Here is a 22,738-nt window from a genome sequence, read left to right on the forward strand (position 1 = left end):
CGACGGTTCCCCCTCCTGTCGTGGCTACCCTGGGTGTCGTGCCTGCGCTGTCCAGAATCGCCCGGCCGGGGCCGTGTGCCCTCGCCGCCGTCCTGTCCCTCACCGCTCTCGTCACCGGTTGCGGTGCCTCCTCGGACGGTGCTCCCGCCGTCACCGCGGCGACCTCCACGGAGGTGACGGTGCCCGTGTCGGCCGTGACCACGACGGTGCTCGACCCCGGTGCCGAGCCCCGCGCCGCGGTGCGGATCACCCCGCAGGAGGGTGTGGAGCAGCGGGTCGTGCTGACCACCCGCTCCGAGGTGTTCCAGCGGGTCGGCGACGAGCCGGAACAGGACTTCTCCACCCCCGAGCTGACCTTGCCGCTGGCGGCGACGGTCACCGCCGCCGTGTCCGGCGACTCCCCCAGCACCGTCGTGGACATCACACTGTCCGGGGCGAGTTCCCCCGACGAGACGCTCGACCGGGCCCTGACCGAGACGGACGGTTCCGGGATCGGGTTGACGATCGGGCCGGACGGCGCGGTGAGCGCGCTGCGGCTCGCGCCGGCGCAGGACGCGGCGAACATCGCGCGGTCGGCGATCGAGCAGGCGTTCTACCAGGCCGTCTACCGCATGGTGTCGTTCCCCGGCGAGGAGATCGGGGTGGGCGCGGTGTGGGAGAGCCACCAGCAGGTGATGAGCGCCGGGATCACCCTCGACCAGGTGGGCACCGCGACGCTCGTGGAGCGCGACGGCGACCGGCTCGTCGTCGACGTGACGGTCGAGCAGACGCCCCGCGGCGCGATCTGGGTACTGCCCAACGGGCAGGGCGAACTCGACATCGAGCAGTACACGATGACGGGTCGCGGCACGATGACCGTCGACCCGGCGAGGCCGCTGCCGGTGGGCGGTGAGCTGATCGTGCGGGGTGAGCAGGTCTACGTCGACCCGGTGGGGGCGACGCGCCTGTCGCAGTCGCAGGTCGACCAGGTCGCCTGGTCCGCTCCCGAGGAGTGACGGGAACCCGAATGCCGGAAAGCCGGTGGCCGGCGCGGAATTCCGCGCCGGCCACCGGCTTTCCGGACGAGGACCGGTATCAGGCGCAGGCCGGGGACTGCAGCTGCGCGACGTTCACGACGATCGAGCAGGCGTAGTCCTTCGAGACCTTCCAGGTGCCGTCCTCGGCGACGAAGTCGACCGTGCCGAAGGAGGGCTGATCGCTGCCCTGGAGGAGCATCTCGACACCGGCGGTGATGGTGCCGTTCTCGTTGTCGGTGACGTCGACGACGGTGACCTGGACGCCCGCGTCGTTGGCGGCCTGGGCGACCATGTTGATCAGCTCGGGATCCTCCTCGGCGCCCTGGACGAGGTCGGTCTTCTCGGCGGCCGGGACGTTCAGGTCGAAGGCGCGCGCGAGGTCGGCGTTGAGATCCTCGACGGTGGGCACCGGCGGGTAGTCCGCGGCCTGGGTGGCCGAGGTGGTGGTGCTGGTGGTGGTCTTCGCGGTGGTCGTGGTCGTGCTGTCTCCGTCGTCCGAGCTGCAGGCGGACATCGTGAGGGCGGCGGCGAGCGCCACGGTTGCGACGGTGATCTTGCGAAGCTTCAACTTCTCGTCCTTCTCGTTCGGTCGTGCACGACGAGTCGTGCTCGGTCATCCGGCAGCGGATCGCCCGCAAGAGTACCCGGCGGTGGTGAGAGAACCCTGAGGAGACCGGGAACACGTTTCAGTTCAGGCTGTCGAGCGGATCCGCGCCCTCGAGATCCGGATCGTTCTCGTCGAGCGTCCGTGCAGGTCCCGGCCCGGTGGTGCGCGTCTCGAAGCGGACGGTCACCACACCGTGACCGGCGCCCTGCACCCAGCCGTGCCCGTACTCGGGGTGTTTCACGTCGGTGCCCGGCCGCCACCGCGCGGCGGGATCGGGCGCCGCGTGGGCCGTCGGCGCGTCGTCCTCGGTGCTGTCGGTGACGCCCTCCGCCACCCGGTCGAGTTCGGGGAACAGGGTGTCCTGCGCGATCGTGGACAGCCCCGCATAGCCGACACCCACCAGCCGGATGGGTCCGACCTCCACCGGGTCGAGGGCCAGACGTTGCGCGGCCACGGTGAGGACCTGCAGGTCCTCGGTGGCGTAGGGCAGCGTCGACGATCGGGTCAGCACCGACATGTCGGCCTTGCGGAGCTTGACGACGACGGTGCGGGCCGCGCGCCCGTCGCTGCGCAGCCGGTTGTGGGCGGCCAGCGCCGATGCCGCGATGGCTCGGCGCAGTTCGGGCATCGCGACGATGTCGGTGGCGAAGGTGGTCTCGGCGCTGACCTGTTTCGCCTCGGCGCGTTCGACGACGGGACGGTCGTCGTGCCCGTTCGCGAGCCGGTGCAGGCCCGGGCCGACCGTCTGGCCGAGGATCGACGCGGCCTCGGCGACCGGCAGGGCCGCGAGGTCACCGATCGTCTCGATGCCGAGGCGGCGCAGGCGTTCCTCGGCGACCGGGCCGATCCCCCACAGCTTCCGGACCGGCAGCCCGTGCAGCAACGCGAGTTCGTCCTCGGGACGCACCACCAGCAGCCCGTCGGGTTTGGCCAGGCCGGAGCCGATCTTGGCGATCTGCTTGCCCGAGCCGGCGCCGATGGAGGCGATCAGGCCGGTGCGCTCGCGGACGTGTTCGCGCAGCTGCGTGCAGAACCGTTCGACCTCGTCGACGTCGGCGCCGGCGAGTTCCGCGGGTTCGGCGAACGCCTCGTCGAGCGAGAGCGTCTCGAGGACCGGCACCCGGGCGCGCAGCGTGTCGAACACCTGGGCGCTGAGTTCGCGGTAGACGACCCCGCGCGGGGGCAGCACCACGGCGGCCGCGCCGACGAGACGCCGGGCGCGGCTCATCGGCATCGCCGACCGCGCCCCGTACAGCCGGGCCTCGTAGCTGGCGCCCGCGACCACCCCGCGCGCGCCGAGCCCGCCGACGAGCACCGGCCGACCCCGTAGGGTCGGCCGGGTCAGCTGCTCGGCGGACGCGAAGAACGCGTCGAGGTCCAGGTGCAGGACCCAGCGGCGGTTCACGCCTTGGCGATGGACGCCCGGGTCCCTTCACCGAGTTCGATCGGATCGGACTCGACGGCGCCGAGTTCGAAGGTGGTCGCGAGGATCTCACCGGCGATCAGCTCGCGGTGGCGGTCCGCCCACTCGGCGCGGTCCTCGGGCACCTCGAAGCGCACCGTGATGCGGTCCGAGACGTCGAGGCCGAGATTGCGGCGCGCGTCCTGGAACTCGCGGATGCGGTCCTTGGCCCAGCCTTCGGCCTCGAGTTCCTCGGTGACGGTGGTGTCGAGGACGACCAGGCCGCTGCCGTTGGGCAGGGCCGCGGTGGACTCGGGCTCGGTGGCGACCAGGCGGCGGGTGTACTCCTCCGGGAGGAGGGCGATGCCGGCCGCGGTGACGGTGCCGTCCGCCGCCTCGGTCCAGTCACCCGACTTGACCGCCTTGATGACCGTCTGGACGTCCTTGCCGAGGCGCGGGCCGGCGGCACGGGCGTTGACGACCACCTCGAACCTGCCGTGGGCTTCGACGTCGTCGGTGGTGACGACCCGTTTGACGTTGACCTCGTCCTTGATGAGGTCGACGAACGGATCGAGGTGGCCGGAGCCCGGGGTGGCGACGGTGACCTGCGGCAGCGGCAGGCGCACGCGCAGCTTCTTCGCCTTGCGCAGCGACAGCACGGTCGAGCACACGCTGCGCACCTCGTCCATCGCGGCGACCAGAGCCGGATCGGACGGCAGGTCGCCGGCCTCGGGCCAGTCGGCCAGGTGCACCGACCGGCCGCCGGTCAGTCCGCGCCAGATCACCTCGGAGGCCATCGGCAGCAGCGGCGCCGCCAGGCGGGTGACCACCTCGAGCACGGTGTGCAGGGTGTCGATCGCGTCGGTGTCCTCGTCCCAGAAGCGGTTCCGGGAGCGGCGCACGTACCAGTTGGTCAGCGCGTCGCAGAAGGTCCGCAGCTCGTCGCAGGCACCGGCGATGTCGACGGTCCCGAGCGCCTCGGTGATGACGTCGCGGGTCTGCGCAAGCTTGGCGAGGATGTAACGGTCGAGCACGTGCGGCGAGTCGGTGCGCCAGGTGCCCGGCTGCGAGGCGTACAACTGCAGGAAGCTCCACGCGTTCCACAGCGGCAGCAGCGCCTGCCGCACGCCCTCGCGGATGCCCTGCTCGGTGACGACGAGGTTGCCACCGCGCAGGATCGGCGAGGACATGAGGAACCACCGCATGGCGTCGGAGCCGTCGCGGGCGAACACCTCGTTGACGTCCGGGTAGTTGCCCTTCGACTTGCTCATCTTCAGACCGTCGTCGCCGAGGACGATGCCGTGCGCGGCGACGCACTTGAAGGCGGGCCGATCGAACAGGGCGGTGGCCAGCACGTGCAGGGTGTAGAACCAGCCGCGGGTCTGCCCGTTGTACTCGACGATGAAGTCGCCCGGGTAGTGCGTGTCGAACCACTCGCGGTTCTCGAACGGGTAGTGCACCTGCGCGAACGGCATCGAGCCCGACTCGAACCAGCAGTCGAGCACCTCGGGGACGCGGCGCATCGTCGACTTGCCGGTCGGGTCGTCGGGGTTCGGCCGGGTCAGCTCGTCGATCATCGGCCGGTGCAGGTCGGTCGGGCGCACACCGAAGTCGCGCTCGAGCTCGTCGATCGAGCCGTAGACGTCGACGCGCGGGTACTCGGGGTTGTCCGACACCCACACCGGGATGGGGCTGCCCCAGTAGCGGTTCCGGCTGATGTTCCAGTCGCGGGCGCCTTCGAGCCACTTGCCGAACTGGCCGTCGCGGATGTGCTCGGGCACCCAGGTGATCTGCTTGTTCAGCTCGACCATGCGGTCGCGGAAACGGGTGACGGCCACGAACCAGGACGGCACCGCCATGTAGATCAGCGGCTGGCCCGACCGCCACGAGTGCGGGTAGGAGTGCTCGATGGTCTCGTGCCGCAGCAGCTTCCCGGCGGCCTTGAGGTCCTTGATGATGACCGGGTTGGCGTCGAAGACCTGCAGGCCCTCGTAGGGCGGCACCATCGAGGTGAACTTGCCGCCCGGATCGAGCGGCTGCACCAGCTCGATGCCGTTGCGCTCGCAGTACTCCATGTCCTCTTCACCGAAAGCCGGTGCCATGTGGACGATTCCGGTACCGGACTCGGTGGTGACGTAGTCGGCGGCGATCACCTGGTGGGCGTTGTCGCGGCCCAGGAAGAAATCGAAGGGCGGTTCGTAGGCGAGACCGACGAGATCCGCGCCGCGGTACCGGCCGACGACCTCCGGCGCGTCGCCGAGCTCGCGGGCGTAGTGGCCGACGCGGTCCTGGGCGAGCAGATAGGTCTTGCCGTCGGTGCCGCGCACGGCGACGTACTCGATCTCGGGGTGCACCGCGATCGCGAGGTTGGACGGCAGGGTCCAGGGCGTGGTGGTCCAGATCAGGGCGCACACGCCGTCGAGCTCGGAGCCGGGGGCGCGCAGCACCATGTCGACGGTGACCGCCGGGTCCTGACGCATCTTGTAGGCGTCGTCGAGGCGGGTCTCCTGGTTCGACAGCGGCGTCTGCTCGTACCAACTGTAGGGCAGCACACGGAAGCCCTGGTAGATCAGACCCTTGTCGTAGAGCGACTTGAAGGCCCACATGACCGACTCCATGAAGTCGAGGTCCAGGGTCTTGTAGTCGTTGTCGAAGTCGACCCAGCGGGCCTGACGGGTGACGTAGTCGCGCCACTCACCGGTGTAGCGCAGCACCGACTGCTTACAGTAGGCGTTGAACTCGGCCAGGCCCATCGAGTCGATCTCGGACTTGTCCTTGATACCGAGCTGCTTCTCCGCCTCGAGTTCGGCGGGCAGGCCGTGGCAGTCCCAGCCGAAACGGCGGTCCACCTTCTTGCCCAGCATGGTCTGGAAACGCGGGACGACGTCCTTGACGTAGCCGGTGAGCAGGTGGCCGTAGTGCGGCAGGCCGTTCGCGAAAGGCGGGCCGTCGTAGAAGACGAACTCCTCGGCGCCGTCACGGTTTCTCAGGGAGGCCTCGAAGGTGCCGTCGGCGGCCCACTGCTCGAGAACGCGCTCCTCCAGCGACGGGAAGTCGACACCCGAATCCCGCCCGAGCCCGTAGTCGACGCGGGGGTAGCCGCCGGCGCCCGCGGCGGAATCGGTCGTAGCGGCGGTGTGATCCGGCGCAGCTTGGTTCTCGGTCACAGCGTGGCTCCTCCGTGCCTGGATACGCTTCGTACGTGTCGGCACGGGGACGATCACCGTGCTCGTGCACGGTCACCGCGGTACCACCCCGCTTGCGCGCCCCGGATCGGGACGGCCACTCGTTCGGGCTGTGACGGGCCCACCCGTCCGGTTCTACTGAGCGACGCGGTGCGTCGCCGTTCTTCCGGAAGACTCCCCGGTGATGGCCGGATCACTGCCTTCCCCGCGAGGCGGGGTCGAGATCCGCTCCCGCCCGCTCGGGGCGCGGCGTCACTCGCTGTCGCTCATTCTAGAACGCGTCAGCGGTCGGACGAATTCCGGCCGTCCGACCGCCGACGCGATGCAGGTCGTGGATCGGTGGTGTCGCCGTCGGTGGGGGTGCGCCCACCGAGAGCGCTGGCGAGCAGCAGCACGCCACCGAGGGCGCACACCACGATGCAGCCCCAGGCCCAGAGGACCGAACCGGTCATCAACGCGATGACGAGGAGACCGAATCCGATCGCTGCGAGTACCAGCGTGACGACGAGCACGATGCCCCTCCTCTACCGAGGTACAGCACAGGCCGGGGGCCTACGATCAGCTGTTGCCCTTGGCGAACGACGTCGAACCGAAGGACGACGACGAGTTGGACTGGTTGAACGCTTCCTGGCCACCGTCGACGGGAACCGCCGAACCGCGCTGCTCGAGCTCCTCGAGCTGCGACTCCAGGTAGGACTTCAGGCGCACCCGGTACTCGCGTTCGAACGTCTTGAGCTGCTCGATACGACCCTCCAGCACCGTGCGCTGCTGGTTGATCGTGGCCATGATCTCGGTGTGCTTCTTCTCGGCGTCCGCCTGCAGCGCGTCGGCCTTCTCCTTGGCCTGGCGCAGCTGGGTCTCCGAACGGGTACGCGCGTCGGCGAGCATCGCGTCGGACTTCTGACGGGCGTCGGCGATCATCGCCTCGCTGCGGGTGCGGGCGTCCGAGACGAGCTGCTCGGAGTTCGTCCGCGCGTTGCGGACCAGTTCCTCGGCCTCGGCCTTGGCGTCGCCGGTGAGGCGGTCGGCCATCTCCTGGGCCAGGCCCAGCACCTTGGCGGCCTGCATGCTCGCATCGGTGGTCGGTGCCGCGACGGGCGCCGGGGCGGGAGCGGGCGCGGGGGCCGGTTCCGGCTTCGGGGTCTCCACGACCCGCGCGGGTTCCGGTTTCGACGGCGCGGGGGCCGGCGCCGCTGCGGTGGCGGTACCGCGGGCCTTCTTGGCCTCGGCGAGCTCCTGATCCAGCTCCGCCACCCGCTGACGCAGGTCGGCGTTCTCCTCGATGAGGTTCGCCAACTCCTGCTCGACGAGATCGAGGAAGGCGTCTACTTCGTCCTCGTTGTAGCCACGCTTCCCGATCGGAGGCTTGCTGAACGCGACATTGTGCACATCAGCTGGTGTCAGCGGCATGGAAGGATCCCTTCACGCGTCGAGTAAGCGGTCAAGCAGGCGTTCAGCGATATGGACAGTGCGTCACGCGTATCGAAACCCACTGTATATGGCACTCCATTGTGGCACACGGCAGTCTCCGGACGGCTCGACACGACGCCGCGCGGCGTGGTCACGCCGCGCCGCCGCGGGGCAGGAAGGCCATCAGGAAATACACGATGAACAGCAAGACCATGATGGACAGATCGAGCCGTACCCCGCCGAGGTTGAGCGGCGGAATCAACCGCCGCAGCAGCTTCACCGGCGGGTCGGTGACCGTGAAGATCGCCTCGAGCACGACGACGACGAAGCCGGTCGGTCTCCAGTCCCGCGCGAAGGTCCTGATGAACTCGACGATGATCCGCCCGATCAGCAGAAGCCAGAAGATGAACAGCAGGAACCACAGCACCTCGAATACGGCCACGTGCCCACAATGCCCGACGGAGACGACCCGATCAAAACCGAAACGCCCGGCCTGCAGTGATCTGCATCATGGCCGGGCGTGTCGGTGGGCGCGGAGGACAGCGGTCGGAGCACTCCCGCGGCGAGGACATGCCGACCCGCGCCGCGGACCGGGATTCGGTTGCGGCACGCGGATCCGGCGCTGCCCTGAGGGAAGGCCGTCGGTCGCTACTGCTGGTTGTAGAAACCGGTCTCGGCGATCCGGCGGCGCTCCTCGGCGGAGACGTCGATGTCGGCGGGCGACAGCAGGAACACCTTGGTGGCGACCTTGTCGAACGAGCCGCGCAGCGCGAACGCGAGTCCGGCCGCGAAGTCGACCAGACGCTTGGCGTCGGCGTTGCTCATCTCGACGAGATCCATGATGACCGGCGTGCCGTCGCGGAAACGTTCGCCGATGGTGCGGGCCTCGCTGTAGTCGCGGGGACGCAGCGTCGTGATCTTCGACAACGGACCTCCCTCGTCGAACAGCGGGCCACCACGGCGCGGTTCGGAGCGATCGATACGGCTCTCGGCGGCCAGGGACGCGCGGGCGGTACCCCGGGCGGAGACCGGCGTCGGGCGGGCACCGCGGGCGGTGATGGGCTCGACGCGGGCCGGGCGCGGTGCCGGCTCGTAGCCGTCGAACTCGTCGTGCTCGAACTCGCGGACCGGCTCGTCGCGGTGTGCCGGGGCGTACTCGTCGCGACGCGACGGTGCGTACCCCGAGTACGGCGCGTCGCCGTAGTCGCGGTCGCGCTCGCGGCGCCCGCTCTGCGGATCGTCGAGGTACTCGTCCTCGTAATCCTCGAGCGGCACCATCCCGAAGTACGCCTTGAACTTGTGGAGTGTGCTCATCGATCGCCTTTCCCTCGCGCGGCGGATGCCCTTCAGGCTAACGGCCTCGAGCCCAACACCGCCGTTCCGACACGCACGCAAGTCGAGCCCCAGCGCACCGCGTGTTCGAGATCACCGGACATCCCCGCGGACAGTTCGCGGGCCTCCGGATGGTCGCGCAGCAGCCGGGCGTGCCACTGCGCCAGTTGCTCGAAGGCGCGGTCGGGTTCCCAGCCGAGCGGCGGCACCCCCATCAGCCCGCCGAGTTCGAGGACCTCCGAGCCGGCCACCGTCTCGACGAGTTCGGGCAGATCCTCGATCACCACGCCGCCGCGGTCCCGGTCGCCGTCCAGGCTGACCTGCAGCAACACCCGCAGGGGGGTGGTCCGCTCCCCCGCTTCGAGCGCGGTGTGCACCCCCTTGTCGAGGGCCTGGGCGAGGCGGACGCTGTCGACGGAGTGCACGGTGTGCGCCCATCGGGCGACGGCGCGAGCCTTGTTGCGCTGCAACCGGCCGATCATGTGCCACTCGACGGGCTCGGTGACGGTCTCGTGGAACTCGGTGATCTTGGCGCTCGCCTCCTGCTCCCGCGACTCACCGAAACGGGTGCAGCCGAGTTCGTGCAGCAGCACCACGTCCGAGGCCGGGAAGAACTTGGTGACGGTCAGCAGCTCGACCTCGGAGGGTTCGCGTCCGGCGGCGCGGGCCGCGGCGTCGAGCCGCTCACGAACCGCGGCGAGCCGGTCGGCGAGTTCCTGCCGGCGCGCCGCGCGTGCGTCCGCGCTCACTTCCCGTCCTCCTCGCTCACGTCCTCGAGCCAGATCACCGAGGCGAGCCGGCCGGTCGGCGCACCACGACGGTGGCTGAACAGCGAGGGGTCCTCGATGGTGCAGCGCGGATCCTCCGTCACGGCCGTGACACCGTGCTCGGCGAGCTGCCGGCGCAGACCGGCCCGCAGGTCGAGCCCCGGCGTGCCGCGGACGGTGCGGGTCGCGCTGCCGGGCAGGTGCTTGTCGACGTCGTCGCGCATCGCGGCGGGCACCTCGTACTGCCGGCCGCTGGCGGCCGGGCCGAGCAGCGCCCCGATCCGTTCGGGGCGCGCCCCGAGATCACGCATCACGTCGAGCACGCGCGGCAGGATGCCGATACGCGCCCCGATCCGACCGGCGTGGACGGCCGCGATCACCCCGGCGGTCTCGTCGGACAGCAGGATCGACACGCAGTCGGCGCTGAGGGTCGCCAGGGCCAGCCCGACCTCGCGGGTGACCAGCGCGTCGGTGGCGGGCACCGGTTCGTCGACCGGGCCGTCGACGACGGTGACGTTGCGGCTGTGGATCTGCTCCATCCACACGAACCGCTCCGGCGGGATGCCGAGGGTGTCGGCGAGACGACGCCGGTTCGCGGCCACCGCGGCCGGATCGTCACCGACGTGGTCGCCGAGATTGAAACTGTCGTACGGGGGTGCCGACACGCCGCCGGATCGTGTGGTCACGACCCGGCGGGCGCGCAGCACGCGGTGCGGAGCGGTCAACGGCGCATGAAGATCGGCACGTCGACGTCGTCGTCACCGTCGTCGTCGATGTCCACGCTGCGCGGGGCAGCCGGCGCGGGCCCGGAGCCGGCGGGCGGCAGGCCACCGGTGTTGACGGGCGCGGGCTCGCGGACCGGGTTCGGGTCGACCTGCTCGCGGTGGTGCTGCGGGCGGCCGATCTCACCGGCGGTGCCGACACCGATGGTGGCGGGACGCGCGGCCGCCGGCTGCTGCGGCTGCCCCTGCGCGGGCTGCTGCGCGTGCTGGCCGTGCTGCCCGACCTCCACCGGACGGCGGGCGGGCGCACCACCCTCGAAGCCGGCGGCGATGACGGTCACGCGCACCTCGTCGCCGAGCGAATCGTCGATGACGGTGCCGAAGATGATGTTCGCGTCGATGTGCGCGGCCTCCTGCACGAGCGAGGCGGCCTCGTTGATCTCGAACAGGCCGAGATCGGAACCACCGGCGATCGACAGCAGCACCCCGCGCGCACCCTCCATGGACGCCTCGAGCAGCGGCGAGTTGATCGCCGCCTCGGCGGCCTTGATGGCGCGACCCTCACCGCGCGCCGACCCGATGCCCATCAACGCCGAGCCTGCGCCCGACATGACGCCCTTGACGTCGGCGAAGTCGACGTTGATCAGACCCGGGGTGGTGATGAGGTCGGTGATGCCCTGGACACCGTTGAGGAGCACCTCGTCGGCGGAGCGGAAGGCGTCCATGAGGCTGACGGCGGCGTCGCCGAGCTGGAGCAGCCGGTCGTTGGGGATGACGATGAGCGTGTCGCAGGACTCGCGCAGCGTCTGGATGCCGGCGTCGGCCTGGCTGCCGCGGCGCTTGCCCTCGAACGAGAACGGACGGGTGACCACACCGACGGTGAGCGCACCGAGCTTGCGGGCGATGCTCGCGACGACCGGGGCGCCACCGGTTCCGGTTCCACCACCCTCACCGGCGGTGACGAAGACCATGTCCGCGCCCTTGAGCACCTCTTCGATCTCGTCCTTGTGGTCCTCGGCGGCCTTGCGGCCGACCTCGGGGTCGGCGCCGGCGCCGAGCCCGCGCGTCAGCTCGCGACCGACATCGAGCTTGACGTCGGCGTCGGACATGAGCAGTGCCTGCGCGTCGGTGTTGACGGCAATGAACTCGACTCCCTTGAGTCCCTGCTCGATCATGCGGTTGACCGCGTTCACGCCGCCACCGCCGATACCGACGACCTTGATTACGGCGAGGTAGTTGTGCGGGGGCGTCATGTGCTCTCGCCTTCCTGAAGTTCCGGGTGGTGCTGGGTCTTGTGGGTCACGCTGGCTGTCGGTCACGTTCTCTGTGTCACGGCTACATCCTGGTACCGGGAACCTGCAAACCCTCAACCACAGCTTGAAGGTTATGTCAAGTACCGGCTGCGCGAAACGCTATGGCACCGGGACCGGGAATAGCCAGTGGACGCGCCGAACGAGAGACACGAATTTCACCGATCCTCTCATCGCACCGTCGGCAGGTCGGGACTGGCGACGTCGAATCGCTCACCGGGCCGGGTCAGCAGCGGTCCGATCACCGCCGCCTTGCGGTCGGAGCGGTCCACACCGCCCCACACCACGACACGCCCGTCGGCGAGGATCAGGGAGACCTCCGACTCGCCGGGCGCCTCGATCGTGGCGACCTGCACCCGCAACTCGGGCGGCAGCGCCTCGAGCACCTGCACGGCGGCGCGGGTCGCGGGGTCGCCGGTGCCCGGATTCGGTGTGACCAGCCGCGGGGTGAGCATCGGCGGGGGTTCGACGGCGAAGTCCACGCCCTCGGCGTCCACCGAGTGGGTGCCGTCGGGGGCCTCGAAGAAGACCGTCGCCACGCGTTCGGTGACCGTGACCCGCACCGTCGACGGGTACACCCGCTGGACCCGCGCGGACGCGGCCCGCGGGATCGCGGCGACCCGCTGCGCCGCAGCGGCCGTGTCGACCTGCAGCAGCGGCGTGCGCTCGGCCACCGCCAGGGCCTCGACCACCTCCTCGTGACCGATCAGTTCGTTGCCGACGACCTCGACGGTCCGCACCGACAGCAGCGGCGAGAACCAGGCCACGGCGATCGCCCCGAGCAGCGCCGCGACGACCGCGGCCCCGATCCAGACGGTGCGCATGTGCACCGACCGCCCGGACGGACGTCGGGCGGTGCTGCGCTCGCGGCGTTCCCGCACGCTCTCGGTGGTCGGTGTCACGAGCTCGCGGGCTCCGATCCCGTGCCGGTCGGGCGGGGGGCCTCGGCCGGACGGAACCGGCCGGGCTTGCTGTGCAGCGCGTCGAGGATCTGCCGGCCCAGCATCGTCACATCGCCGGCGCCCATGGTGATGACCACGTCGCCGGGGCGGCTCAGCCGCGCGACCTGCCGCGGCACGGCGGACAGATCGGGCTGGTAGTGCACGGGCTTGGTGACCGCGCGGGCCACGAGCGCGCCGCTGACACCGGGGATCGGCTCCTCGCGGGCGCCGTAGACGTCGAGCACCACGACCTCGTCGGCGAGGTCGAGGGCCTCCCCGAACTCGGTGGCGAAGGTCTCCGTACGCGAGTACAGGTGCGGCTGGAACACCACGATCACCCGGGGCCGTTCGGTGCCGGTCTCGGTGTAGCGCAGCGGTTCACCCGCGACGAGTTCCGCGGCCGCGGCGAGCACCGCACGCACCTCGGTCGGGTGGTGGGCGTAGTCGTCGAACACCCGCACGCCGTGCTCGCGGCCGGTGTACTGGAAGCGCCGGTGCACGCCACCGAACCCGGCGAGCCCCTCGAGGGCCTCGTCGACCTGGGCGCCGGCCTCCAGCGCGGCGAGCAGGGCCGCGAGGGCGTTGAGGGCCATGTGCCGGCCGGGCACCGACAACCGCACGGTGCGCGGGGAGTCCTCTCCCGCGAGCTGGAACTCGGCGACCCCGCCGACGTCCTTGGCCTCCCAACCGAGCAGCCGCACACCGACCGGGACACCACGGTGGGTGTCCTCGGTGCCGATGGTCGCGACGGTGCCGTAGCCCTGCACGCGCAGGTCGTCGCGGCCGAGCGCGACCACCCGTTCGGCGAGGGCCGCCGAACCGGGATCGTCGAGGCACACCACGAGCAGGCCGCCCGGCGCGATGCGGGCGACGAACTCGTCGAAGACGGCCGTGTAGGCCTCGGGGGTGCCGAAGAAGTCGAGGTGGTCGGCCTCGATGTTGGTCACCACCACGGTGTTCGGCTCGTACTGCAGCAACGAGCCGTCGCTCTCGTCCGCCTCGGCGACGAACACGTCGCCGCTGCCGTGGTGGGCGTTGGTGCCGGACTCGTTGAGTTCGCCGCCCACCGCGAAGGAGGGGTCGAACCCACAGTGCTGCAGGGCGACGACGAGCATCGAGGTCGTCGAGGTCTTGCCGTGGGTGCCGGCGACGAGGAAGGTGCGGTGTCCGCGCATCAGCGAGGCCAGGACGGCGGGGCGCAGCAGGATCGGGATGCCCCGCTCCCGGGCCGCCACGAGTTCGGGGTTGTCGTCGGGGATCGCGGCGAAGGTCGTCACCAGGGCGGTGGGGCCACCCTCGAGCAGGTCCAGCGCATCGGCGGAGTGACCGATGCGGACCTGCGCGCCGCGCGCCCGCAGCGCCAGCACTCCCCTGCTCTCCTTGGCGTCCGATCCCGAGACCTGGCCGCCGCGGGCCAGCAGGATCCGGGCGATGCCGGACATCCCGGCACCGCCGATACCGACCATGTGCACCCGCTCGAGTTCAGCGGGCAGTTGCGCACTCATCGTTCACTCCTGTTCGGTTCCACGCCGGCGACCTCCAGCACGATGCGCGCCATCTCGTCGGCGGCGCTGCGGTGGCCTGCGGCCGCCGCGTTGCGGCCCGTGCGGGCCAGACGTTCCTCGTCGCGGAGCAGCGCCACCACTTCGCGCGCGACGTAGTCGGGATCCAGGTCGGCGTCAGCGACGATGGTTCCGCCACCCGCGGCCACGACGGGGCGGGCGTTGAGTTCCTGTTCCCCGTTGCCGTGCGGCAGCGGGACGTAGAAGGCCGGCAGGCCCACCGCGGAGACCTCCGCGACGGTCATCGCGCCGGACCGGCACACCACGGCGTCGGCCGCCGAGTACGCCAGGTCCATGCGCTCGAGATAGGGCACGGTGACGTAGGGCGCCGTCGCATGGTCGGGATGGGCCGGGACGTCGACGGTGTTCTTGGGGCCGTGCGCGTGCAGCACGGCGATGCCGGCGTCCGCGAGGGCCTGCGATGCGCCCGCGACCGCCTCGTTGAGCGAGCGTGCCCCCTGGGAGCCGCCGAAGACGAGCAGGACGGGTCCCTCCTCGGGCAGCCCGAAGTGGCGGCGGGCCTCGGCGCGCAGTGCCGCCCGGTCCAGACCCGTGATGGACGAGCGCACCGGGATCCCGACGATCTGCGCGTCACCGCGGCGCACGATGCCCGAGCCGGGGACGGCGGCGAGCACCCGGTCGGCGCGCAGCGCACCGATCCTGTTGGCGATGCCGGCGCTGGCGTTGGCCTCGTGGATCACCACCGGGATCCGGCGGCGCCGCCGCAGGGGGCCGGAGGCCGCCGCGAGATAGGCCGGGAGCGCGACGTAGCCGCCGAAGCCGACGACCACGTCGGCCTCGACCCGGTCGAGGATCTCCCGGGTGCGGCGCACCGACGCGACCACGCGGCCGGGCAGTTTCAGCAGGTCCACCGTGGGTTTGCGGGGCAGCGGCACCGGTGGGATCAGTTCGAGGGGATAACCCCGCCGCGGCACCAGGGTGGTCTCGAGCCCCCGTTCGGTGCCCAACGCCGTGATCCGCGCGTCGGGCACGAGTTCCCTGACGGCGTCGGCCACCGCGAGTGCCGGTTCGATGTGCCCGGCGGTACCACCTCCGGCCACCACCACGGACAGTGCCGGCCGCTGACCACTCACCTAGGGTTCCCTCGCTCTCCGCCTCGTCCGTTCGCTCCGCGATTCGTGCGGTTCGTTCCGTTCCGGCCGCTCCGGCCGGGTTCGCGGGCCGGCTGGGCCCGCCGCGTCCGTCCGGTGCCCTGCCTGGGCTCCTGGGCCCGCGCCGCGGCGCCGCGGCCCCGCGCAGTCGGTTCCTGGCGTCCCCGCGCAGTCGGTTCCTGGCGTCCCCGCGCCGCGGGTTCCCGGCGTGCCCGGGTCGCCCCCGCCGTCGGCCGGGGCCGTCCGACCCGGTCGGACCGGGAGGCCCGTGCGCCGACGGTACGCCCTCCGACGCGACCGGGCGGACGGTAGGGCTCGGGGGTGCGCAGGCGCAGCAGCCGCGCGAACCGGCCGTCCTGACCGGCCTGGAGCGCCGCGATCGCCTCGGGTTCGTGCCGGGCCGCGTTGGCGATCAGGCCGAACATGAGCAGGGTCGTCGCCGTCGAGGTACCGCCCGCCGAGACCAGGGGCAGCTGCAGGCCCGTGACCGGGAGGATGCCGATGACGTAGCCGATGTTGATGAACGCCTGGCCGATGATCCAGGTGGTGGCGGTGGCGGTGAACAGCCGTAGGAAGGGGTCCACCGAGCGCATCGCGATCCTCAGGCCGACGTAGGCGAACAGCGCGAACAGGCCGATGACCGCGACGCAGCCGAGGAAGCCGAGTTCCTCGCCGATGATCGCGAAGATGAAGTCGTTGTGGGCGTTGGGCAGGTAGCTCCACTTGGCGCGGCTCTGTCCGAGCCCGCGGCCCCACAGACCGCCGTCGGCGAGGGAGAACTTCGCCTGCCGGGCCTGGTAGCCGGCGCCCTGCGGGTCCTCACCGGGATTGAAGAAGGCCCGCACACGCTGGGAGCGGTAACCGGCGGTCAGGGCCAGGGTGCCGGCGAGGATCGTGGCGACGCCGAGGGTTCCGAGATAGACCTTCAGGGGCAGGCCTGCGTACCACAGCAGCGCGAGCACGATGATCGCGAGCGAGACCGTGGTGCCGAGGTCGGGCTGCAGCACGATCAGGCCGGTGACGATCACCGCGGCGGGGATCAGCGGGACGAGCATCTCCATCAGGGTGGAGTTCTCGCCGCGCCGGGAGGCGAGCAGGTGCGCACCCCACACGGCGAGGGTGATCTTGGCGATCTCCGCGGGCTGCATGGAGATACCACCGATGACGAACCAGCCCCGGGTGCCCTGCGAGACGGTGCCGATGCCCGGGATGAGCACCAGCACGAGCATCACGACGGACACGGCGAAGGCCGGGAACGAGAACCTGCGCAGCAGCCGGATGGGGATCTGCAGCGCGACGTAGAAGATCACCATGCCCAGCGCCGCGAAGATCACCTGGGAGGTGAACAGCCCGTAGGCGGACCCGTCGGCGGCGACCGCACCGACGCTCGACGAGGACAGCACCATGACCAGACCGAGCACGGTGAGCAGCACGGCGATGGTCACGACGAGGTGGAACGACGCGAGGGGCCGCGCCATCCACGCGCCGAAACGGGCGCGCACGCCCGCCACCGGCGCGTCGGAGGACGTGCCCTTCGCGGTGCCGGTGCCCTTCGAGCTGCCGGCCCGTGTCGCTCCGGTGCGAGAGGTCGCCGCTGCCCGTGTGGTCACCGCGGTGTCCCGCCTCCGTGCGTGTCCGCACCGCGCAGTTCCTCGACCGCCTCGGCGAAGCTGCGGCCGCGTTCGGCGTACCCGGAGAACATGTCCAGCGAGGCCGCCGCCGGGGCGAGCAGCACCGTGTCCCCCGGCGACGCCAGCGCCGCGGCCTCCCGGACCACCAGGCGCATCGCGGCCGGGCCGTCCGCGCCCGGCGCCGCGACGCGCCGCGCGGACGTGTGCTCGGGAACCGCCGTGCCCGTCATCGCTTCCGTGCCCGTCATCGCTTCATCGTCGCGCGTGTCGACCAGCACGACGGGGACCTGCGGGGCGTGTCGTGCGAGAGCCTCCGCGATTTCCGGGGCGTCGCGGCCCAGCAGGACCGCCCCGGCCAGACGCGGCGCCACCTCGGTGACGAGCTCGTCGACGCGGGCGCCCTTGAGCTGGCCTCCGGCGATCCACACGACGCGGTCGCATGCGAGCAGCGAACTGCGGGCGGCGTGCGGGTTGGTGGCCTTGGAGTCGTCGACGTACCCGACGCCGTCGACCTCGCCGACGGGCGCGGCGCGGTGCGGGCCGACGCGGTGCCGGCGCAGCCCGTCGTGCACGGCGGCCTCCGGCACGTCGATGGCGCGGGCCAGTGCGGCGGCGGCGAGCGCGTCGGACAGTCCGGCGGGGCCGGGCGGGGTGACGTCGTCGACCCGGGCGAGGACGGCCGAGTCGGCGAAGGCACAGTCGACGAGCAGGTCGCCGTCGATACCGAGTTCACCTTCCTTCGGCAGGCCCAGGGTGAAGCCGACGGTGAACACCGCGCGGGAGCGATCCTTCAGCGAGCCGGCGATGGGGTCGTCGAGTCCGAGGACGCCGACGGCGCCGGTGAGCGCGCCGAGCTTGGCCTCGATGTAGTTCTCGATGCCGCCGTGCCAGTCGAGGTGGTCCTCGGCGATGTTGAGGACCACGCCCGCCTCGGGACGGACGGACGGCGCCCAGTGCAGCTGGAAGGACGACAGTTCGATGGCGAGGACGTCGGCGCGCGGCTCGTCGCGGCGCAGGGCGTCGAGCACCGGCAGGCCGATGTTGCCGCAGGCGACGCTGCTCAGCCCCGCGGATTCGAGGATGGTGTGCAGCATCGTGGTGGTCGTGGTCTTGCCGTTGGTGCCGGTGACCACGAGCCAGCGGCGGGCCGGACCGTAGATCTCGGCCCGGTCGATGCGCCAGGACAGTTCGATGTCGCCCCAGATCGGTACCGCCGCGCCCGCGGCGTGGGACAGCAGCGGCGCGGTCGGGGGGAAGCCCGGGCTGGTGACCACCAGCGCGAATGCGCGCACCGCGTCGGCGTCGTCGACGAGGGCGTCGAGGTGCACGGTCTCAGCGCCGAGGGCCGCGCACTCGGTGAGGGCCTGCTCGTTGCGGTCGGTGACGGTGACACGGGCGCCCAGGTCGGTCAGCGGTGCGATGGTCGCGCGGCCGGACACTCCCGCGCCGGCGACCAGCACCCGCCGTCCCCGGAGCCACCCCAGTTCGTCGGTCACGTGTCAGTCCCCGATCGCCGAGAGGTATTCGCTGTAGAACAGGGCCAGACCGATCGCCGAGGCGATCGCGCCGAGCAGCCAGAACCGGATGATCACCGTGGTCTCGGCCCAGCCGCCGAGTTCGAAGTGGTGGTGGAAGGGCGCCATCCGGAACACGCGGCGGCGGCTCGACCGGAACACCGCGACCTGGATGACCACCGAAGCGGCCTCCGCGACGAACAGTGCACCCATGACCACCATGAGCAGCTCGGTGCGGGTCGTGATGGACAGGCCGGCGAGCATGCCGCCGAGGGCGAGCGAACCGGTGTCGCCCATGAAGATCTTCGCCGGGGCGGCGTTCCACCACAGGAAGCCGATGCAGGCGGCGGCGCCCGCGGCACACAGCAGCGCCAGGTCGAGCGGGTCGCGCACGTCGTAGCAGCCGGCGGTGGGCTCGACCGCGCACGCGTTGCGGTACTGCCAGAACGTGATGATCACGTAGGCGCCGAGCACGAGGGCCATGGACCCGGCGGCGAGTCCGTCGAGGCCGTCAGTGAGGTTCACGGCGTTCGACCATGCGCTGACCAGCAGGTATACGAACAGGATGAACACGACCGAGCCCATCGACACGGTCGCGATGTCGCGCACGTAGGACAGGTCGGTGCTGGCCGGGGCGAGCCCGTCGGCGTTCTCGAACTGCAGCGCGAGGATGCCGAACGCCACGGCGACGACGAGCTGGCCGACGAGTTTCGCGGTCTTGTTCAGGCCGAGATTGCGCTGCTTGCGGATCTTGATGAAGTCGTCGAGGAAGCCGACGCCGCCGAGCGCGGTGGTCAGGCCGAGCACGAGCAGGCCGGAGGCGGTGGGGCCCTCGGCGTCGTAGCCCATGCCGATCAGGTGCGACCCCCAGTAGCCGGCCCACAGGCCGGCGAGGATCGCGACGCCGCCCATGGTGGGGGTGCCGCGCTTGGACTGGTGGCTCTGCGGTCCCTCGACGCGGATCTCCTGCCCGAAGCCCTGGCGGGAGAACGTCTTGATGAGAACCGGCGTGAGCAGGATCGAAACGGCGAGCGCGATGCCCGCGGCGAACAGGATCTGTCTCACCGGGCGTCCTCCGTCCTCACAGCGCTGTCGGTGTCGTCGTCGGGTGCGGATCCCGGTTCGGGATCGTCGGCCAGGAGGGCGTCGGCGACCGTCCACAGACCGACGGACTGCGATGCCTTCACCAGCACGATGTCGCCGGGCTGCAGCTCTTCCCGCAGGAGAGCGATCGCGGCGTCGGCGTCGGGGACGTGACTGGCCTCCTCACCCCAGGATCCTTCCATCACGGCCCCCTGGAACAGTCCCCGGACGGGCCTGGTGGCGCCCACGGCGATGATGCGGGTGACGTCGAGGCGCACGGCGAGGCGGCCGATGGCGTCGTGGGCGACGACGGAGTCCTCGCCGAGTTCGCCCATCTCCCCCAGCACCGCGAAGGTGCGGCGCGGGAAGCCGCCGGAACGGGCCATGGTCACCAGTGCCTTGACGGCGGCGCGCATGGAGTCGGGGTTGGCGTTGTAGGCGTCGTCGATGACGGTGACGCCGTCGGAGCGGGTGTGCACCGCCATGCGGTGGGCGGACACCGGCCCGGCGGTGGCCAGGGCGGCCGCGGCCTGTTCGGCGGTGGCGCCGCACTCGACGGCCACGGCGATCGCCGACAGGGCGTTGCCGACGTGGTGTTCGCCGTGCACGGCCAGGCGCACGGGCACCCGCTGTTCCTGTCCGTCGGAGCCGGGCAGCACGGCGGTGAAGCTCGCGCGGGCCTGCTCGTCGAGGTGGATGTCCTCGGCGCGGTAGGCGGCTCCGCTGCCGGTGCCGACGGTGACCACCCGGGCGGTGGTGCGCGAGGCCATCTTCGCGACGAGGGTGTCGTCGGCGTTGAGGATCGCGACGCCGCCGTCGGCGGCGCTCGGCAGGGCCTCGACGAGTTCGCCCTTGGTCTGCGCAATGACCTCCTGCGAACCGAACTCGCCGAGGTGGGCGGTGCCGACGTTGAGCACGACACCGATCCGCGGCGGGGCGATGCGGCCCAGGGCGGCGATGTGGCCGGGGCCGCGCGCCGACATCTCGAGGACGAGGAAGCGGGTCGAGTCGGTGGCGCGCAGCGCGGTCCACGGGTGGCCGAGCTCGTTGTTGAACGAGCCGGGCGGGGCGACGACCTCCCCGAGGGGCGCGAGCACCGCGGCGATCATGTCCTTGGTCGAGGTCTTGCCTGCCGAGCCGGTGACGCCGACGACGGTCAGCCCCGACTCGGTGAGGGTGTCCACCACCGAGCGGGCGAGCCTGCCGAGGGCGGCGAGCACCGCGGCGCCGGAGCCGTCGGAGTCGTGTTCGAGGGCGAGGGCGTTGGTCTCGGTGGGCGCGACCGGCGGCACCACGATCGCCGGGACCCCGACGGGCCGGGCGGCGAGCACCGCGACCGCCCCCGCCTCGACGGCGGCGGGAGCGTGGTCGTGCCCGTCGGAGCGGGCGCCGGGCAGCGCGAGGAACAGTCCGCCGGGACCGACCCGGCGCGAGTCGAACTCGACACTTCCGGTCACCTCGACCGTCGGATCGGCGACGTCGTGCAGGGTGCCCCCGACGACCTCCGCGATCCGAGCCAGTGTCATCGGGATCATGCATTGCCTCCGTGATGCGTGCCGCCCGCAGCAGGCGGATGGTGACCGTCGGGTCCTGCGGTTCGGCGCTTGTCGAGTGCTGCGGCGAGAACCTCGCGATCGTCGAAGGGGTGTTTCACCCCGTCGATCTCCTGCCCGGTCTCGTGGCCCTTGCCCGCGACGAGGACGACGTCCCCGGGCTGTGCCCAGGCCACGGCGGCCTCGATGGCGGCCGCGCGATCGCCGAGTTCGCGGATCTCGCCGCGGTCCCCGGCCGGGACGGACCAGGCGCCGTCGAGGACGGCGGCGCGGATCGCCGCGGGGTTCTCGGTGCGCGGGTTGTCGTCGGTCACGATCAGCAGTTCGGCGCCGCGGGCGGCGACCTCCCCCATGATCGGCCGCTTGGTGCGGTCGCGGTCGCCGCCGGCGCCGATCACCACGGCGATGCGGCCGGAGGTGGCAGCGCGGAGCGTCTCGAGGACGGCGCCGAGCGCGGCGGGCTTGTGCGCGTAGTCGACGACGGCGAGGAAGTCCTGGCCCCGGTCGACGCGCTCGACCCGTCCGGGGACGGCGACGTGCGCGATGCCGCGGATCGCGGCGTCGACGTCCGCGCCGACGGCCTCGCAGATCGCCACGGCGAGCGCGGCGTTGGTGACGTTGTAGCGGCCGGGCAGCCCGACGGTGCCCGGCCGGGCGACGCCGTCCGGCCCGGTCAGGGTGAAACGCTGGGTGCCGTCGGCCAGCGACTCGTCGGCGGTGACGGTCCAGTCGGCGGCGCGGCCGGTGGCGACGGTGCGCACCGCGTCCCGGTCGTCGCGACCGATGCGGGCGAGCTCGGCGGCGCGGACGCCCCATTCGTCGTCGACGCACACCACCGCGCGGCGGGCCCGCACCGCCGAGTCCGCCGCGAACAGGCGGGCCTTCGCGGAGAAGTAGTCGTCGAGATCCTTGTGGAAGTCGAGGTGGTCCTGGGAGAGGTTGGTGAACGCCCCGACGGCGAAGTCGGTGGCGGCGACCCGGCCGAGCGCCAGGGCATGGCTGGAGACCTCCATGACCACGGTGTCGACGCCGCGTTCGCGCATGACCGCGAACAGGGCGTGCAGCTGCGGGGCCTCCGGGGTGGTCAGCGAGCTGGGCAGGCGGGTGCCGCCGATGCGGGTCTCCACGGTGCCCACGAGACCGGTGGCGCGGCCGGCGGCGGCGAGGCCCGCCTCGACGAGATAGGCGGTGGTGGTCTTGCCGGAGGTGCCGGTGATGCCGATGACCTGCATGCTCCGGGAGGGATGGCCGTAGACGGTCGCGGAGGCGGTGCCGAGCACCGAACGCGGATCGGGGTGCACGAGCACCGGGACCGGTCGCGTGCTCGCCGCGGCCACGAGGTCGCGGCCGGCGGCGTCGGTGAGGACCGCGACGGCGCCGTGGTCGAGGGCCGTGGCGGCGAAGGACGCCCCGTGCGCGTGGGCGCCGGGCAGCGCCGCGAACAGGTCGCCCGGGCGGATGCCCTGCGCGCGCAGGTCGATTCCGGTCACCGCGAGGTCGCCCTGCGGGGACGGCTCGCCCCCCACGATCTCGATGTGCGCCCCGACGGCCACCGCGAGGTCGGAGAGCTGCGTCATCGGTGGATGTTCGG

General features: G+C 71.6%; 19 protein-coding genes. 1 reads left to right on the forward strand and 18 read right to left on the reverse strand.

Annotated elements, in window-relative coordinates; translation table 11 throughout:
* The first annotated feature begins 38 nt into the window (after positions 1–38).
* The gene (locus OED52_RS12115; protein ID WP_264151137.1) at positions 39–995 is read left to right on the forward strand and encodes a hypothetical protein; all 957 of its coding nucleotides are present in this window, start codon (positions 39–41) and stop codon (positions 993–995) included.
* A gap of 79 nt (positions 996–1,074) precedes the next feature.
* Here the strand turns inward: OED52_RS12115 and OED52_RS12120 are convergent, their stop codons facing one another.
* The 18 genes from OED52_RS12120 to OED52_RS12205 all read right to left on the reverse strand — a co-directional run bounded on the left by OED52_RS12120 (position 1,075) and on the right by OED52_RS12205 (position 22,724).
* Positions 1,075–1,584, reverse strand: coding sequence for a WKL family lipoprotein (locus OED52_RS12120; RefSeq protein ID WP_264151138.1), 510 nt, complete (start codon positions 1,582–1,584; stop codon positions 1,075–1,077).
* A gap of 118 nt (positions 1,585–1,702) precedes the next feature.
* A complete protein-coding gene (locus OED52_RS12125; protein ID WP_264151139.1) occupies positions 1,703–3,028 on the reverse strand; it encodes a DNA polymerase IV in 1,326 nt (441 codons plus the stop codon).
* Positions 3,025–6,192: an isoleucine--tRNA ligase gene (gene ileS / locus OED52_RS12130; protein ID WP_264151140.1), complete on the reverse strand. Its 3,168-nt coding sequence runs from the start codon at positions 6,190–6,192 to the stop codon at positions 3,025–3,027. Before ileS ends, OED52_RS12125 begins: the two co-directional genes overlap by 4 nt.
* A 299-nt stretch (positions 6,193–6,491) precedes the next feature.
* Positions 6,492–6,722: a hypothetical protein gene (locus tag OED52_RS12135; protein WP_264151141.1), complete on the reverse strand. Its 231-nt coding sequence runs from the start codon at positions 6,720–6,722 to the stop codon at positions 6,492–6,494.
* Positions 6,723–6,768: 46 nt separating this feature from the next.
* Complete coding sequence (gene wag31, locus OED52_RS12140) at positions 6,769–7,620, reverse strand: DivIVA-like cell division protein Wag31 (protein ID WP_264151142.1); 852 nt, start codon at positions 7,618–7,620, stop codon at positions 6,769–6,771.
* Between the two features lie 151 nt (positions 7,621–7,771).
* Positions 7,772–8,062, reverse strand: coding sequence for a YggT family protein (locus OED52_RS12145; RefSeq protein ID WP_264151143.1), 291 nt, complete (start codon positions 8,060–8,062; stop codon positions 7,772–7,774).
* Between the two features lie 206 nt (positions 8,063–8,268).
* A complete protein-coding gene (locus OED52_RS12150; RefSeq protein ID WP_264151144.1) occupies positions 8,269–8,934 on the reverse strand; it encodes a cell division protein SepF in 666 nt (221 codons plus the stop codon).
* A 32-nt stretch (positions 8,935–8,966) separates the two neighbouring features.
* Entirely contained in the window at positions 8,967–9,701 is a 735-nt protein-coding gene (locus tag OED52_RS12155; RefSeq protein ID WP_264151145.1) for a YggS family pyridoxal phosphate-dependent enzyme, read from the reverse strand.
* A complete protein-coding gene (gene pgeF / locus OED52_RS12160; RefSeq protein ID WP_264151146.1) occupies positions 9,698–10,444 on the reverse strand; it encodes a peptidoglycan editing factor PgeF in 747 nt (248 codons plus the stop codon). The genes OED52_RS12155 and pgeF overlap by 4 nt, the downstream gene beginning before the upstream one ends.
* Positions 10,441–11,694, reverse strand: a complete 1,254-nt coding sequence (gene ftsZ, locus OED52_RS12165) for a cell division protein FtsZ (RefSeq protein WP_264151147.1) — start codon at positions 11,692–11,694, stop codon at positions 10,441–10,443. The genes pgeF and ftsZ overlap by 4 nt, the downstream gene beginning before the upstream one ends.
* A 227-nt stretch (positions 11,695–11,921) precedes the next feature.
* A complete protein-coding gene (locus OED52_RS12170; RefSeq protein ID WP_264154679.1) occupies positions 11,922–12,575 on the reverse strand; it encodes a cell division protein FtsQ/DivIB in 654 nt (217 codons plus the stop codon).
* 74 nt (positions 12,576–12,649) lie between these two features.
* The gene (gene murC / locus OED52_RS12175) at positions 12,650–14,197 is read right to left on the reverse strand and encodes a UDP-N-acetylmuramate--L-alanine ligase (RefSeq protein ID WP_264151148.1); all 1,548 of its coding nucleotides are present in this window, start codon (positions 14,195–14,197) and stop codon (positions 12,650–12,652) included.
* Entirely contained in the window at positions 14,194–15,348 is a 1,155-nt protein-coding gene (gene murG / locus OED52_RS12180) for an undecaprenyldiphospho-muramoylpentapeptide beta-N-acetylglucosaminyltransferase (protein WP_264151149.1), read from the reverse strand. The genes murC and murG overlap by 4 nt, the downstream gene beginning before the upstream one ends.
* Positions 15,345–16,844, reverse strand: coding sequence for a putative lipid II flippase FtsW (gene ftsW, locus OED52_RS12185; protein ID WP_264154680.1), 1,500 nt, complete (start codon positions 16,842–16,844; stop codon positions 15,345–15,347). Before ftsW ends, murG begins: the two co-directional genes overlap by 4 nt.
* Before the next feature lie 128 nt (positions 16,845–16,972).
* Positions 16,973–18,493, reverse strand: a complete 1,521-nt coding sequence (gene murD / locus OED52_RS12190) for a UDP-N-acetylmuramoyl-L-alanine--D-glutamate ligase (RefSeq protein WP_264151150.1) — start codon at positions 18,491–18,493, stop codon at positions 16,973–16,975.
* Positions 18,494–18,496: 3 nt separating this feature from the next.
* Positions 18,497–19,576, reverse strand: coding sequence for a phospho-N-acetylmuramoyl-pentapeptide-transferase (gene mraY / locus OED52_RS12195; RefSeq protein ID WP_264151151.1), 1,080 nt, complete (start codon positions 19,574–19,576; stop codon positions 18,497–18,499).
* A complete protein-coding gene (locus tag OED52_RS12200) occupies positions 19,573–21,129 on the reverse strand; it encodes a UDP-N-acetylmuramoyl-tripeptide--D-alanyl-D-alanine ligase (RefSeq protein ID WP_264151152.1) in 1,557 nt (518 codons plus the stop codon). Before OED52_RS12200 ends, mraY begins: the two co-directional genes overlap by 4 nt.
* A complete protein-coding gene (locus OED52_RS12205) occupies positions 21,126–22,724 on the reverse strand; it encodes a UDP-N-acetylmuramoyl-L-alanyl-D-glutamate--2,6-diaminopimelate ligase (protein WP_264151153.1) in 1,599 nt (532 codons plus the stop codon). The genes OED52_RS12200 and OED52_RS12205 overlap by 4 nt, the downstream gene beginning before the upstream one ends.
* Positions 22,725–22,738: the final 14 nt, after the last annotated feature.

The organism is Rhodococcus sp. Z13 (assembly GCF_025837095.1).
Classification (GTDB): Bacteria; Actinomycetota; Actinomycetes; order Mycobacteriales; family Mycobacteriaceae; genus Rhodococcus; species Rhodococcus sacchari.

What these genes read in the sequence shown, in the direction of transcription:
- wag31 (WP_264151142.1), bottom strand. Translation starts at nt 7,620, where the DNA reads ATGCCGCTGACACCAGCTGATGTGCACAATGTCGCGTTCAGCAAGCCT.
- OED52_RS12150 (WP_264151144.1), bottom strand. Translation starts at nt 8,934, where the DNA reads ATGAGCACACTCCACAAGTTCAAGGCGTACTTCGGGATGGTGCCGCTC.
- ftsZ (WP_264151147.1), bottom strand. Translation starts at nt 11,694, where the DNA reads ATGACGCCCCCGCACAACTACCTCGCCGTAATCAAGGTCGTCGGTATC.
- OED52_RS12170 (WP_264154679.1), bottom strand. Translation starts at nt 12,575, where the DNA reads ATGCGCACCGTCTGGATCGGGGCCGCGGTCGTCGCGGCGCTGCTCGGG.
- murC (WP_264151148.1), bottom strand. Translation starts at nt 14,197, where the DNA reads ATGAGTGCGCAACTGCCCGCTGAACTCGAGCGGGTGCACATGGTCGGT.
- ftsW (WP_264154680.1), bottom strand. Translation starts at nt 16,844, where the DNA reads ATGGCGCGGCCCCTCGCGTCGTTCCACCTCGTCGTGACCATCGCCGTG.
- OED52_RS12200 (WP_264151152.1), bottom strand. Translation starts at nt 21,129, where the DNA reads ATGATCCCGATGACACTGGCTCGGATCGCGGAGGTCGTCGGGGGCACC.
- OED52_RS12205 (WP_264151153.1), bottom strand. Translation starts at nt 22,724, where the DNA reads ATGACGCAGCTCTCCGACCTCGCGGTGGCCGTCGGGGCGCACATCGAG.